Here is a 14668-nt window from a genome sequence, read left to right on the forward strand (position 1 = left end):
ACATTTTTTGAATAATGGCTATTATTAAATGAAATTTGAGCAAAACAGTAATTTATGATCAAGATTAAGCCATTCACCTTTAACCCCTTTATGGAAAACACCTATATTTTGTTTGACGAAACAAAAGAAGCGTTAATCATAGACCCAGGATGTTATGAGAAGGAAGAACAAGATGAACTGGTTAAATTTATTGAAAGTGAAGGTCTCAAGGTAAAATCACTCCTAAACACTCATGGTCATATCGACCATGTTTTAGGCAATGATTTTGTGAAGAGAAAGTTCAATGTTGACTTGATTATTGGTGAACACGATGAAGAAACACTCCGATCCGTAGGCGTATATGCAGCTAATTATGGTTTTCAAAACTATACTCCTGCCCAACCTAACAAATTTTTAAAGGAAGGCGACACTGTGAAATTTGGCAACAGCGTGCTAAAAGTTTACTTCACCCCAGGTCATGCACCAGGCCATATTGTTTTTGTAAACGAAGAAGAAAACGTTTGCATTGGAGGCGATGTACTCTTTGAAGGCAGTATTGGAAGAACAGATTTACCCGGTGGCGATTTTGATACTTTAATCAAAAGTATTCATAATAAACTCTTTAAGTTTGATGATGACATGGTAGTTTACCCTGGGCATGGTGGCCCCACAACCATTGGAAATGAAAAAGCCACTAACCCATTTTGTGCTCTTAAAAAATAACCTTTGGAACCAATCAAAAAAGCCATCCCAAACCTGTTTACCCTAGCTAATTTAAGCTGTGGAACAGTCGGTATAATTCTTTCTTTTCAGGGGGAAATAGCAACAGCATGTTATCTCATTTGGTTGGCAGCTGGCTTCGATTTCCTCGATGGCTTTTTAGCGAGAATCCTCAAAGCACAATCCGAAATCGGTAAGCAACTGGATTCTTTAGCTGATTTGATCACTTTCGGTTTGCTACCTGCTATTCTTTATTATCATATGCTTGTGGGTAAAGTAGATTCGCCACTTGAGTATGCCGGAGTACTCATCGCTGTTTTTTCTGCCATACGCTTGGCAAAATTCAACATTGACGAAAATCAAACCACAAGTTTCACAGGGTTGACCACCACGGCAAATGGAATTTTCACCAGTACACTTCCTTTAATTATTGTTGGAAATACATTTATGAGCGACTTTCTAGCCAACGAATGGGTACTTCTTACTTGTGCTATAGTATTTTCACTTTTGATGGTTGCGCCTGTCACTTTGCTTTCATTTAAGTTTTCAAACTTTACTGTAAAGGATAACTGGCAGCGTTTTTTACTAATTCTGGTAAGCATCATTTTAATTGTGATTTTCAAAACTGCCGCAGTTCCTTTAATCATTGTTGTTTATCTTTTGCTCTCGCTGCTCTCCCAGCCAGCACATAAGAAAGTTGTTTAAATAACGTTGAGCTTCAAGACATGGCCAGTCGATTACGATCAAAACATATCTTGCTCATCGCCTTCTTTATTCAGGTATTTATCGGTGTTGCTACTGCCCAAAGTTCAAGTGTTTTAGCTACTGGTAAATGGGTAAAAATGAGCTTCGATAAAGAAGGTATTTATCGAATTAACCAAAGCAGCCTGAGCCAAATGGGTTTTGATATCGGCTCCATCAATCCGCAGCACATTGCCATATACGGAAGTAAGGGAGGCATGCTTCCGCAAGCCATTTCAACAGCTAGAGATGGTCTTCGAGAAACCGCCATATTCGTTTCTGGAGAATCTGATGCTACTTTCAATTCTGAGGATTACATTCTCTTTTATGTCGATAGAGTTAATGAGCTCCAATTCAACCCATCAACTAAAACCTTTGAGTCTATTCAAAATCTCTATACAGATGAGGTGCATTACTTCATCACAGTAAAAAATAACAAAGGATTACGTATTGAAACTCTGCAAAACTTAGGCAACAACTTACCAGAGGTCAATACTTTCAACAAAATTATTCGGCATGAAACGGATGTGAAAAACATCCTTGGTTCTGGAAGAAAGTGGTTTGGAGAAAGTTTCAATACTAATAATGAATTGAACTTCGATTTTCCACTTACCAACCTAGCCACAAACGAAGCGATCAAATTTAGGCTTGATGCTTTAAGTCAGGCCTTCAATAATACATCACTTACCGCAAGCCTCAATGGTCAATCCATTGGTCAGCTTGATTTTTCTCCCATTCCAGATACACGATATGGCGTTAAGGGAAACGAATCCTCAGGCTTATTCGAAGTCAACTCAACCAACTTTTCTAGTGCAAATCAGCTCAATCTAAAATTAACTTTCGACCAAGGTGGCTCTAATAATGCTGTGGGCCATCTTGATGGTTTTCTTTTGGACATACCGACCAAACTTCAATACTCAGGCAGTTCAATTCACTTCCGAAGTATAAAATCACTTGATCAACCCATAAGCACATTTAAATTATCAGAAGCCAACCAAAACCTAATGGTTTGGGACATCACTAATCCGTTAAATGCGAAAAATCAAACCTATAATTTGAGTGGATCAGAATTACGTTTTGGCGCTTTTTCAGATGAGCTTCACGAATACGTTGTTTTTGAAGCTGCACTTCAACCTCTTCCTCCGAAATTTGAATCCTTAGCCAATCAAGATTTAAAAGGAAGTGCAACACCAGACATGGTGATTATTTCTGCACCAGAATTTTTAACCGAAGCAGAAAGATTAGCTGCTTTCAGAAGAAGCGAAGATCAGCTTTCTGTATTGGTAGTTACTCCTCAACTAGTGTACAACGAATTTTCTGCCGGAAGACAAGATGTAACGGCCATTCGTGATTTCATTCGTCAGTTGAAACTAAAAAGTGATCAGCTCAAGTATTTACTGCTTTTTGGCAAGGGATCATATGATTACAAAAACAGAATTGAAAATAACACCAACTTTGTTCCTACCTATGAGTCCAGAAGCTCAATTCATCCATTGACCTCCTATTCATCTGACGATTATTTTGGTTTTTTAGAAGATGATGAAGGCGAATGGGAAGAAAACCGAGCTGGCGACCATACATTAGATATTGGCATTGGGCGTATTCCGAGCACAACTTTAGTGCAAGCCAAGAGCGCAGTCGACAAAATCATCAATTACCAAACTAGCCCAGAAAGCATTGGAGACTGGAGACGCAGGCTGGTTTTTGTAGCCGATGACGGTGATAACAACTTGCATCAACGCGATGCTGATCAGCTGGCCACTCTGGTCGACACTACATATGCAGGTTTTAATGTGAGAAAAATTTACCTCGATGCGTACGAGCAAATCCGATCCCCCAATGGTGAGTCATCGCCAGAAGCAGAACAAGCTTTGCTAGACGCTGTCGAGCAAGGCGTTTTGATTATGAACTTCACAGGCCATGGCGCAGAAACCGGCTGGATGCAAGAACGAATTCTTACTACCGAATCTATTGATGACTGGAAAAACATAAACCGACTCCCACTATTGGTTACCGCCACCTGTGAGTTTGCCAGAAACGATGACCCCACAATTTTTTCTGGTGCTGAAAAAATAATGTTCAAACCAGATGGAGGCGCAATTGCTCTGGTCGCCACCGCGCGTCCTGTATTTTCTTCTTCCAATTATGCCTTAAACCTAGCGCTCTACAAAACCATTTTAGAACAGCCTAACGGTAATTTTCAGCGCCTTGGCGACATCATTCGCTATACCAAAAACAATGCGCTGAATGGCGCTAACAACAGAAATTTCATCCTTTTAGGAGATCCAAGTATGCGCTTGGCTTACCCCAAAAATGAAATCACTATCAACAGTATCAATGGTAAGTCACCATTGGCTCAAGCAGATACCTTGAGTGCGTTAGAAAAAGTGAACATCATAGGTCAAATTGAATCTAACGGCCAACGCATAGAAAACTTTAATGGCGAAGTCACATTTAGTCTTTTTGACAAACGTAGTGTGCTGCAAACTATCGGAACAGAAAGCGAAAAGTTTGAGTACTTAGAGCGCAACAGTCAACTTTTTAATGGTAAAGCATCTGTAACAGATGGTGAGTTTATGATAGATTTTGTAGTGCCCAAAAACATCAACTATCAATTTGGAAGTGGAAAAATGAGCATGTACGCCTTGAATAACAACCTAGAAGATGCCTTCGGGGCCAAAATAGATTTTATTCTCGGGGGCACGGCTCAAAACATTTCTGAGGATAGAACTCCACCGAACATTAGCATTTTTATAAATGATTCTACCCAAGTTACTACCCCTGTGGTAAAACCTGATGCTACACTGATACTCAAATTATTCGATGAAAGTGGTATCAATATTTCAGAAAATGGAATCGGCCAAAACCTATCGGCTACGCTAAACGACTCTATTACTTATAATTTGAATGGTTTTTACAATGCTAGAAAAGATAATTTCAGAAAAGGGGAAGCATTGTTCCCTATGAGAGATTTACCTCTGGGATTCAACACTTTAGAAATTAGAGCTTGGGACAATTACAATAACTTGGCAAAAAGCAGTTTTGAATTTGAGGTGACCGATGAAAATTCTATGGTCATCACAAAAATAAATAGCTACCCTAATCCGTTGGTAGAGCATACTACTTTTAATATTTCGCATAATAGCGCAGGAGAGCCGTTACAATTGAGGATTGAGATCATAAATGCGCAAGGCGAAAATGTCATTTCATTACATTCAGAAATTGAAAGAGGTTCGAATACTGAACGCATTACATGGAACGGTTTAGACAGTTCAGGAGTTAAGTTGGGCAGAGGAATTTATGTTTACAATGTGATCTTGATGTCTAAAAACAACGGAAAAACGTACACCAAGCGCGATAAACTTATTATTTCATATTAGTTTTATAATAGTATCTTTGAAAAAAAATTACATGAAAATTAATATTAGGATCGTAGCAATCCTGGTTTTAGCCGTCATTTTTTCGTTTCCTTCCTTGGCTCAGAATTCTGGTACAATCTCAGGACAGGACACAGACAAGAACGTAATCACTACTGCAGTTCCCTTCTTGACTATTGCGCCAGACCCAATCTCAGGAGCAATGGGTGATGTAGGAGCAGCCACAGCGCCTAATGCCAATAGTATTCACTGGAACCCTGCAAAACTCGCCTATCTAAACAACGATTATGGCTTCGCGTTTTCTTACACACCTTGGTTAAGCAAGTTTGTAGACGACATGTCGATCTCTTATTTATCAGGCTACAAAAAAATTGATGACAGCCAGGCTTTTGGATTGGCCATGACTTACTTTGATTTGGGAGACATTCAACTTACTGATGGAGTAGGTAATAATCTTCAAATGATTAACCCTCGTGAATTTTCAATTGCGGGAACCTACTCACGAAAACTGAGTAATGATTTGAGCATTGGTGTAACAGGTAAATTTATTCATTCCAACCTTTCAGGAAACATCACCACTAGTCCGGTAATGGATCCTAAGCCAGGCACTAGTATTGCGGCCGACATTGGAGTGTATTATAAAACAGAAATGAATGTATTGGACAAACAAAGTCAGCTTTCATTTGGAGGTATCATTTCGAACATCGGTGCTAAAATCTCATACAATACTGCCGATGAAGAAGACTTTATTCCAACGAATTTAAGGTTAGGAGCTGCTTTGGCCAGTTTCCTCGACCCCTACAACAAAATTACCTTCGCCTTAGATTTCAATAAATTGATGGTTCCGACCCCTCAGGAAGACGGTAGTCACAGAGACAAATCTTTAATAGGCGGTATTTTTGGTTCCTTTGCCGATGCACCAAACGGCTTCAATGAAGAGCTTCAAGAAATCATGATTTCTTTTGGAACCGAATATGAATACAAAGAGACCTTTGCTATCAGAGCTGGGTATTTTTCGGAACACCAAAACAAAGGAAACAGAAAGTATTTTACGGCTGGTGTAGGCTTTAAAGTTAAAAAATTAGGCATCGACTTCGCATATCTGGTTCCTACACTTCAAGAACATCCATTGGCCGAAACTTTACGTTTTGGACTTACTTACAACCTTGACAAAAAAGCCAAGTAAAACGAATGCTCGATAGAACAATCGCTCCGGGGTTTAAACCCATCAAAAAAGTTACTATTCCTCAAGTTCATTCAACAGCGCTTTCAAACGGAAGGAAAGTTTTCTTTTTGAATGATCCAGCGGTAGAGGTATTTAAAATTGATTTGGTAATTCCTTGTGGAAGTTGGTTTACAGAGAACTATAATCTGATTTCATTCGCACTAAAAATGCTGAATGAAGGCACCACTAATCGTAATGCTCATCAGTTGGCCGAAGCCATCGATTTTATTGGAAGTTTTGCCGAATTCTCGCCAGGTTTCGATCAGAGTACAATTTCATTCTATGGACTTTCTAGGTTCTTTGATAAGAATTTAGCCCTGCTTTCCGAAGTAATAAGCAACCCTAGTTTTGACGAACAACAGTTTGAAACCTTAAAGAAAAAGGAGGTTCAGCGGTTAAAACTAAATCTAGAAAAAAGCAGCTACTTATCTTCTGTGGCCTTAAGGAGTTCTCTTTTCGGACTCGATCACCCTTATGGAAAAAGTAATAGCGTAGAAAAAATACAGGCTGTTCAACTTTCAGAAGTAAAAGCCTTTTTTGCTTCAAACTTTAGTGACTTCGATATTATGGTTTCTGGGAAATTACCTGATAATTTCGTTGACACCCTTGAGTTGAACTTCGGCAAAAGCCAAGTAAAAAAAGTAAGCTTACCTAAATACAAAATCGCAAAAACAGTTGCTCACTTAAACGAAATCCGTAAACCAGCCTTTGTTCAGTCGTCCATAAAAATCGGTAAAGTGCTTTTTAACCGTAAGCACCCTGATTACATGGAATTCACTGTGACAAATGAGCTTTTAGGTGGTTTTTTTGGCTCTCGCTTGATGAAAAATATTCGTGAGGACAAAGGTTTTACCTATGGAATTCATTCACATCTCTATTCTCTTAACCAAGAAGGCTACTTCAGCATTGGTACAGATGTGAATAGCGAAAACGAGCAAGCCACTATTGACGAAATTTTTAAAGAAATTACTAAGCTTCAACAAGAGCCCGTAGGTGAAAATGAATTGGAAACAGTAAAAAACTACATGGCGGGTTCATTTGCTGGCTCGGTAAATTCGCCTTTTGCCATCATGGAGAAATTCAAAGCGGTGTATTTTCAGGGAATGGATATGAGCTTTTACGAGCAGTACTTAAGTGCTGTATACCAAGTCACCAGCGAAGACATCATACAAATGGTAAATATTCATCTTCAACCTGAGAGTTTTTACACTTGTATTGCTGGGCCAGAAAAGAAATAAAAGCCCGTACCATTACAGATTTGGGCTTTATATATCTCCTAATGTTGGTTATAGACTTTGGCAACAATACGCCAGCCACTCTCAAATTTCAATAAACTCAGGTAATCTGTATACACTTGTTTGCCTTGGTTGAAAAGTTCTATTTTCACTTGGGCAGCACCGCCTGTAACACCCACCGAAGCAAACTTATGTTCCCATTTGTTCTTCGGATCTTTAGCATCATAATTATTAGCTTTCCTCTTTGCTACACCATCTGCCCAAACAGCAATGGGGTATTTGCTAATGCTTTCACCTTTAGCAGAATAGATGGCAAAGTCTTCGTGAAAACCCTTTTTCATAGCTTCGGCATCCAGTTCATTGAACGCTCCATGCACATAAGATTTTAATATTAAATCTTTAATAGCCTCTTCTTCAGCCTTGTTCTTTACTTCATCATGAATAAAAGCAAAAGACGAAAACCCCAATAGGCAAATGATGACAAGTAAGTAATGACCCTTTTTCATAATTTTTATTTACGTTAGTGATTACATAAATATAACTGATTTTTTAGTTTTAGGTTACAAAATCACCGTATCATCTTTAGGTACCGATACCTTTACACCAAGGCGTTGTTTTTATGATCTAATTGTTACTTTTGCCAACAAATTAAATCACCCTATGGAAATGGAATTGAAAAAAGTCGCCCTTAATGACCTCCACGAAAAACTTGGAGCTAAAATGGTACCCTTTGCAGGTTATAACATGCCTGTTCGCTATTCATCTGATTTAGAAGAACACAACACTGTAAGAAATGGCGTTGGAGTTTTTGACGTTTCGCATATGGGTGAATTTGTTATAGAAGGCCCTGAAGCTCTTGACCTTATTCAGCGAGTAACAAGTAACGATGCCTCTAAGCTAGTAGATGGCCAAGCGCAATATTCTTACCTACCAAATGAAGATGGCGGTGTAGTAGACGATTTGTTAGTATACAAATTCAAAGACGAGAAGTATATGCTTGTAGTGAATGCTTCCAATATTGAAAAAGATTGGAACTGGATTAGCAAGTACAATACAAAAGGCGCCATTATGAAAAATGTTTCGGACAGCCATTCTCTTTTTGCTGTTCAAGGCCCTAAAGCTGTAGAAGCACTTCAATCACTTACTTCAGTAAACCTTTCAGATATTAAATTCTACAACTTCGTAGTAGGCCCTTTTGCAGGCGTGGAATACGTAATCATCTCGGCAACGGGTTATACTGGTGCTGGTGGTTTTGAAATCTACGTAAGCAATGAACATGCTGAACAAGTTTGGAATGCCATTTTCGAAGCAGGTGCGGCTTTTGATGTTAAGCCTATTGGCCTAGGTGCTAGAGATACATTACGTTTAGAAATGGGGTACTGCCTCTACGGAAACGACATTACAGACGAAACTTCGCCATTAGAAGCAGGCTTAGGCTGGGTAACTAAATTCACCAAAGAATTCACTAATTCTAAAAACCTTCAAGCGGAAAAAGAAGCGGGAGTAAAACGTAAGCTTGTTGCCTTTAAAATGATTGACAAGGGTATTCCAAGAAGCCATTATGCATTAGAAGATGCCAGCGAAAACACTATAGGAGAAGTAACTTCTGGTACAATGTCGCCTTCATTGGGTTATGGAATTGGTTTAGGCTATGTAGCACTAGAAAACTCTAAAATAGGAACTGAAATCTTCGTAGCTGTAAGAAACAGAAAACTTAAAGCCGAGGTGGTTAAACTTCCATTTTACAAAGCTTAATTAAAGCATCATATAACGCCAATACATGAAAATAGACGTTTGTTATACCCCCGAGCTTATCCATCAGTTTGAGGTTGAAAATAAGACCGTAGTAGTGATTGATATTCTCAGGGCTACTTCGTGTATGGTGGCTGGATTGGGTTCGGGTATACAATCAATCACACCAGTAGCCACTGTTGAAGAATGTGAGGCACTGGGCGCGCAAGGCTATATCATGGCGGGTGAACGAGGTGGGGAAAAGATAGAGCAGTTTCATATTGGTAACTCTCCATTCGACTACATGAAACCTGAAATGAAAGGTAAAAAAGTAGCCACCACCACCACCAATGGCACACAGGCCATTGAGCTTTCAAAAAATGCAAAAGAAGTAATTATTGGCGCTTTCCTTAATCTCAATGCAGTAGTAAATCACCTGACGAAGTCAGAAAACGATGTGTTGCTATTCTGCGCAGGTTGGAAAGGAAGATATAATTTAGAGGATAGCCTTTTTGCCGGGGCAGTTTGTAATGCACTAAAGCAAAATGCTGAATTAGAAAGTGATTCAGCATTGTGTGCTTTTTTCTTATATCAATCCATGGCAAGCGATCTGGCCTATTACATCAATAGGAGTAATCACGCAGCAAGACTTTCTAAATTCAATGTGAAAGAAGACATTGAATATTGTGCACGACTGAATGAATTCAATGTAGTTCCTAAATTAGTGGGTTCAGAACTTACCGTTTAAAGTTATTTAAGCCTGTTTAGCTAAAGGCTTCTCAATTTCCTCAGGATCAAGATCAACTTGAACTTCGGCATTCTTGAGTACATTTTTAAGCCTTTTGCTTTTTTCCCTTAAACCATATACCCAACGGTTCATGGGCTGAAAAATCTTTGGTAAGTCAGTTCTGAATACATCGCAAAACAACACCACTCTTGTTTCATTGGTTTTGTTCCAAACTGCGTGTTGGAAAGTATCATCAAAGAGTACATCCTCTCCTTCTTTCCAATCGTAGCGCTGTCCGCCATCAATAATATAACACTCACCTTCTTTAGGAATTACCAAACCTAAATGGTAGCGCCAAACGCCTTTGTAGAACCCATTATGAGGCGGAATATGTTTTCTAGGCCCAATAATTGAAAACATAGCAGTGGTAATACCCGGAACTTGCTTTAAAAGCGCGGTGGTTTTTGGAGCCTTTGCACAATTAGTACCCTGCCAATTATCGTAAGCCTTAAACATAAAAACTCGCCAAGCCGATTTATCCTTATCTGAAATAAATCGTTGAATCTTATCTACCTCATGGAATTTAGGAATATCATTCTCATTTTTCAGAACTTCAATCAACTCTTCTTGAATAACCTTCCAATTATCTTTTAGTATTTTGTGTTGGGGGAAAAATTCGTCCACATCTACGATAGGAGGATTCTTCTTGAAGATTCGTAATACTAGAGAAAAAGTAATTGCAATTAGACTTGGCTCGACAAAGTAGAGAATCACATTCAGCAAAATAAAAGCTAGGAGAATTACACCTAAAATCTCTAAGATGATCATAACAGGGCAGTATTTTAATTAAAAAAAGGCGTTTAAAGTTGCTAAAAATTTAATCTATTGACATTCATAGAACATAAAAAGTTCAACCTAATTTCTCCTAAAATTGTTTAAGCTTCGAATTACGGATTTAACTTCTCATTATTCTTATGTCTTTCCTTATCCCTTTGTGTTTTTTTAGCCATCTTCATATCCCAAGCAGCTTGTAAATCCGTCCCTGTTTGATTGGCCAAGCAAACCACCACAAACATTACATCAGCCAGTTCTTCGCCCAAGTCTTTATTCTTATCCGACTCTTTCTCAGACTGTTCACCATACCTACGCGCGATAATACGAGCAACCTCCCCCACTTCTTCTGTCAACTGAGCCATATTGGTAAGCTCATTGAAATAGCGAACACCAAACTCCTTAATCCAATTATCAACTTCCTCTTGAACGGCAGTAATTCCTTTCGATTGCTCAGTCATTATTTTTTGTCTTTAGTATCAATTATTATGGTTACTGGCCCATCGTTTACCAAGGCCACTTTCATGTCCGCACCAAACTCGCCTGAGCCGATGGGTTTACCCAAATCCATTGCCAGTTGCTCTTTAAACGCCTCATATAGAGGAATGGCTACATCGGGTTTAGCTGCCTTTATATACGAAGGCCTGTTGCCCTTTTTAGTACTGGCGTGTAGTGTGAACTGGCTAATCACCAAGGCTTCACCATCTACATCAATCACGCTTTTATTCATTACGCCCTCTTCATCTTCGAAAATGCGCATATTCACTATTTTACGGCTGAGCCATTCAATATCTTCATGATTATCGGCTTCTTCTATACCAATTAAAATCATTAAACCTCTGCCAATAGCAGCCTTCACTTGGCCGTCTATGGTTACCGATGATTCGGAAACATGTTGTATCACTGCGATCATATCAATGCAAAAAACCCCATTAATAAAATAGGATTCAAGTAATTTAGCTAAATTTCAAACTATGCGAATTAGGTTATTTTGGCTGGCCATTTTTTTAAGCATTACTGTGGCTGCCTTCCTTTTCTATAAAAACACACAAGCACCCATCACCTATGGTCTAGCCCCTGCTTTTGACGGAAACGACTACACGCATATTTACCACTATTTTGTGGGTTTAGAAGAAAATTATCAAGTTCCTTTTCCTTTTAACGGACGAATTTTAGTGCCTTGGCTGGCCGCCCAAATTGACTCTGGGGATATGACTCAGGATTTTCAATGGGTGAACCTGTTTTTCACCTTAGCCTCTATAATCGCATTATTTGTATTGTGGCGGCAAATGGGTTTTGAGCTAAAATGGTTTATCGCTGGCTTTTTCTGGCTGCTCTTTCATTGGACGGGCATCATTCGCCTGAATGCCTTTGATCCGGTAACGGTTGATCTTCCACTCTACCTTTTTCAGGCTTTGTTATTACTCATTATTCTGAAAAGGAAATTCGTTTGGTTACTGATTCTGGTTCCGTTGGCCACCGCTCAAAAAGAGTCGTTTTTGGCCTTAGTCATCATTCTTACTGTTTACGGCATTTGGCACAACCAAAGAACAGAAGAAGGCTATTATCCAATCTTAATTTTGATTTCAGCCGTTGCGCTTTCACTCATTACTAAATTCTCAATAACCCACTATTTTGCTCCCATTGAAGAAGGAAAGGGCGCAATCATCACCTTGCTCTACCACGCCAAAGAAACCATCCTCCACCCTTTTGACATTGTGCGCTGGTTGGTGGCCATGTTCGTGGCTTTTGGGCCTGCTTTGTTTTTGGCTGGAAGAAAATACATATTGACCAATCGTTATGATAATACCCGAAATGTGCTTCTGATTTTTACGCTTACCTATCTGGCATTCGGTATTTTAGCGGGTGGCGATATGACGCGCATTATCTACCTCGGTTTTCCTTTCATTGCCACTTGGATTATGTATGAGCTGCGCGAAATGAGAACCAAGCCCTTATTTATTCTTGGGCTTTTGTCACTTCCGCTTATGATGCTTCATCAGCACATCCCCGACCCTGCTTTTCAAATGGAATTATGGGAAAGTTGGTATCCTGAGTTTGCTAATACGAGTATTGTGTTGATGTATTTGTGTTATGGGGTTATTGCCACATTCATTGGCTACCGTGTTAATCAGGCCGCTCCTACGGAGCTCAAAAACTAATATTCAACCTATTTTTCTACAAGCAGGTCGTCCCGATGGGACTCTTGAAAATGCAGCTAAACTCAAGACGGCTTTCAAACCCACAATCAAAATGAAGTTTAATGCGAAAAACCCCAGAGGGGTGACCTCCTTGTAGACTCAAAAGTAGAGTGATACGATAAGCCCCAGCGGGGCGACCTGTAGAGACGAGAGTAAAGGAGGGTAATATTAATCGATTGAATTCAATATCAGTGGTAAGGATCGTTATCGGTGGTAAGGAATTCTTCCCGAATTCAAAACATCTTTCGCTCTAATAACAGCAAAAACAAGCACTCCTAAAACAGCTATAGGGAAGAGGTATGCACCAAAAACTACCATGATCACCTTATTGTCCATCAACACATCTCCTCTCCAATATGTCCTGTAGGCATACGATCCTAAAAAGTAAGAGCTCACCCCAAAAGTGAGATAAATCGGTAGAACTAGGAATCGCTCTTTTACATAAATCCGATTTACATGATAGGCCTCTTCTTTCCCGCAGGCTTTACAACGCAACACAGGCTCCATCCCCATCCTTTTACGCAACCGATACCGATCAGTAGCCCAACCCTTAATTCGGTTTTCCTTTTCGCAGTTTTTGCAAGTGAAGTTTAGCCCTAGTAACAGTCTCATAACTTCACATCTTCTGCATAATTTCCGACTGGTAATAATAGCAACCTTTATCGTCTTGCTTGGCTACTTTCATCATGGCATCCGCTACTTTATCGGCATGGATAGGACGGTACTTTTTCAATGGACCAATAAACGGAATAATACGGGTAACGATTTGCGCAATCTTTTCACCTGGTCGACTTTCACTACGGTTTCCACGCAACAAACTCGGTTTGAAAATATAAATGGTTCGATAAGCCAGAAAAGAGATTTTATCTTCCAGCTCCCCTTTCACCCTGTTATAAAAATACCTTGAGTTTTTATCTGAGCCCATGGCAGACACTAAGAAATACCTTTCGGCACCAGATTTCAATGCCCTTTCTGCCAAATTGTAGCAGTAGGTAAAATCCACCTTATAAAATGCTTCTTTCGATCCTGCCTTTTTAATAGTTGTTCCCAAACAGCAGAAAATGTCATCTGCTTTTGGGAAGTCTTCCATACTTTCTAGCTGATCGAAATCAATATTGAGTTCGGCATATTTCTGATGCGAAATACCCAAGGGCTTTCTTACCAGCGCTATGACCTTAGCGTACTGGTTGCTGTTCAATAAATTCTGAGTGAGTGACCGGCCAATCAGTCCGCTTGCACCGGCAACGATTGCTGTTTTTTGTTCCATAACTCTAATTTAGCCAAAAATTCATTCTGTAGAGTTATGCCTTTATCTTGAGCGTACCACAAGTGCAAATACACTGCAAACTCAGTCGCACTACGCTCTTGCGTCTTTTTATTTTCTAAAAACTCGTTTTGAATTTCGGTAGGCCTTGGCCCCCAATCGCCTAAAACAGTTAAACTTTCAGGATCTAGGCCAATAATTTTTGGAATAGAGCGTCCACCATTGGTTAGAAATTGATCGATCACTTCTGGGTGTTCATCGCGCAAAATCACTTTCATTTGTAAAAGCGGATTCAGCTGCGTCATTTTATAAATGAAGGGCAGGTTTTGAGCGGCATCGCCACACCAGCCTTCGGTTATTACTAATAATGTGAGCGGAGATGTAATGTTGAGCAAACGCTCTTGAGTTCCGGGACTTAGCTTTCCGATTTTCGTCCATTTCTTCATGCGCTTGTCGTTCATTCGCGCATAATTAAGCATGGCCTCCGACTGGTTTTCTCCTGTCGTCTTTTCTTCCATTAACAAGCCACTGAGCAAGCTTAAATATTGCTCGTAGCTCATAGCGTTTTCAAGTAGTTTTGGAGTAATCACAGCTTCCATAAGTCATAAGTTTTGGATGACAATATGGAAACCAAAGG

15 protein-coding genes are annotated in these 14668 nt (G+C 39.6%); 8 read left to right on the forward strand and 7 right to left on the reverse strand.

What is annotated here, in order from left to right; translation table 11 throughout:
• Window positions 1–54 precede the first annotated feature (54 nt).
• The 5 genes from MB14_RS00210 to MB14_RS00230 are packed head-to-tail and all read left to right on the forward strand — an operon-like array spanning window position 55 to window position 7280.
• Window positions 55–702 (forward strand): MBL fold metallo-hydrolase, encoded by a 648-nt coding sequence (locus MB14_RS00210; RefSeq protein WP_062587474.1) that lies wholly within the window; start codon window positions 55–57, stop codon window positions 700–702.
• 3 nt (window positions 703–705) lie between these two features.
• A complete protein-coding gene (pssA, locus tag MB14_RS00215; protein WP_246032623.1) occupies window positions 706–1404 on the forward strand; it encodes a CDP-diacylglycerol--serine O-phosphatidyltransferase in 699 nt (232 codons plus the stop codon).
• A gap of 20 nt (window positions 1405–1424) precedes the next feature.
• Window positions 1425–4820 carry a type IX secretion system sortase PorU gene (gene porU, locus MB14_RS00220; RefSeq protein WP_062587476.1) on the forward strand — a complete coding sequence of 1132 codons (3396 nt, stop codon included), beginning with the start codon at window positions 1425–1427 and terminating at the stop codon, window positions 4818–4820.
• Between the two features lie 31 nt (window positions 4821–4851).
• A complete protein-coding gene (gene porV / locus MB14_RS00225) occupies window positions 4852–6003 on the forward strand; it encodes a type IX secretion system outer membrane channel protein PorV (protein ID WP_062587478.1) in 1152 nt (383 codons plus the stop codon).
• Window positions 6004–6008: 5 nt separating this feature from the next.
• Window positions 6009–7280 (forward strand): M16 family metallopeptidase, encoded by a 1272-nt coding sequence (locus MB14_RS00230; protein ID WP_062587481.1) that lies wholly within the window; start codon window positions 6009–6011, stop codon window positions 7278–7280.
• Window positions 7281–7318: 38 nt separating this feature from the next.
• Here MB14_RS00230 and MB14_RS00235 read toward each other — a convergent pair whose 3' ends face one another.
• A complete protein-coding gene (locus MB14_RS00235; RefSeq protein ID WP_062587483.1) occupies window positions 7319–7783 on the reverse strand; it encodes a nuclear transport factor 2 family protein in 465 nt (154 codons plus the stop codon).
• A 154-nt stretch (window positions 7784–7937) separates the two neighbouring features.
• On the opposite strand from MB14_RS00235, the gene gcvT reads away from it, so the two are divergent.
• Window positions 7938–9032 (forward strand): glycine cleavage system aminomethyltransferase GcvT, encoded by a 1095-nt coding sequence (gene gcvT / locus MB14_RS00240; RefSeq protein WP_172796089.1) that lies wholly within the window; start codon window positions 7938–7940, stop codon window positions 9030–9032.
• 25 nt (window positions 9033–9057) lie between these two features.
• Window positions 9058–9756 carry a 2-phosphosulfolactate phosphatase gene (locus tag MB14_RS00245; RefSeq protein ID WP_062587485.1) on the forward strand — a complete coding sequence of 233 codons (699 nt, stop codon included), beginning with the start codon at window positions 9058–9060 and terminating at the stop codon, window positions 9754–9756.
• A gap of 6 nt (window positions 9757–9762) precedes the next feature.
• Here MB14_RS00245 and MB14_RS00250 read toward each other — a convergent pair whose 3' ends face one another.
• The 3 genes from MB14_RS00250 to dtd form a co-directional block, all read right to left on the reverse strand.
• Complete coding sequence (locus MB14_RS00250) at window positions 9763–10563, reverse strand: aspartyl/asparaginyl beta-hydroxylase domain-containing protein (RefSeq protein WP_062587486.1); 801 nt, start codon at window positions 10561–10563, stop codon at window positions 9763–9765.
• A 119-nt stretch (window positions 10564–10682) separates the two neighbouring features.
• On the reverse strand, window positions 10683–11027 hold the full coding sequence (locus MB14_RS00255) for a nucleotide pyrophosphohydrolase (protein ID WP_062587488.1): 345 nt from the start codon (window positions 11025–11027) through the stop codon (window positions 10683–10685).
• Window positions 11027–11479, reverse strand: a complete 453-nt coding sequence (dtd, locus tag MB14_RS00260) for a D-aminoacyl-tRNA deacylase (protein ID WP_062587490.1) — start codon at window positions 11477–11479, stop codon at window positions 11027–11029. Before dtd ends, MB14_RS00255 begins: the two co-directional genes overlap by 1 nt.
• Window positions 11480–11540: 61 nt before the next feature.
• Between dtd and MB14_RS00265 the strand changes: the two genes are divergently transcribed.
• Window positions 11541–12728 carry a hypothetical protein gene (locus MB14_RS00265; protein WP_062587493.1) on the forward strand — a complete coding sequence of 396 codons (1188 nt, stop codon included), beginning with the start codon at window positions 11541–11543 and terminating at the stop codon, window positions 12726–12728.
• 243 nt (window positions 12729–12971) lie between these two features.
• On the opposite strand, the gene MB14_RS00270 is transcribed toward MB14_RS00265, so the two are convergent.
• The 3 genes from MB14_RS00270 to MB14_RS00280 are packed head-to-tail and all read right to left on the reverse strand — an operon-like array spanning window position 12972 to window position 14630.
• Window positions 12972–13379 carry a hypothetical protein gene (locus tag MB14_RS00270; RefSeq protein ID WP_062587495.1) on the reverse strand — a complete coding sequence of 136 codons (408 nt, stop codon included), beginning with the start codon at window positions 13377–13379 and terminating at the stop codon, window positions 12972–12974.
• 4 nt (window positions 13380–13383) lie between these two features.
• On the reverse strand, window positions 13384–14034 hold the full coding sequence (locus tag MB14_RS00275) for an oxidoreductase (RefSeq protein WP_062587497.1): 651 nt from the start codon (window positions 14032–14034) through the stop codon (window positions 13384–13386).
• A complete protein-coding gene (locus tag MB14_RS00280) occupies window positions 13992–14630 on the reverse strand; it encodes a thioredoxin family protein (RefSeq protein WP_062587498.1) in 639 nt (212 codons plus the stop codon). The genes MB14_RS00275 and MB14_RS00280 overlap by 43 nt, the downstream gene beginning before the upstream one ends.
• Between the last annotated feature and the right edge of the window lie 38 nt (window positions 14631–14668).

It is taken from the genome of Roseivirga ehrenbergii (assembly GCF_001593005.1).
Lineage (GTDB): Bacteria > Bacteroidota > Bacteroidia > Cytophagales > Cyclobacteriaceae > Roseivirga > Roseivirga ehrenbergii.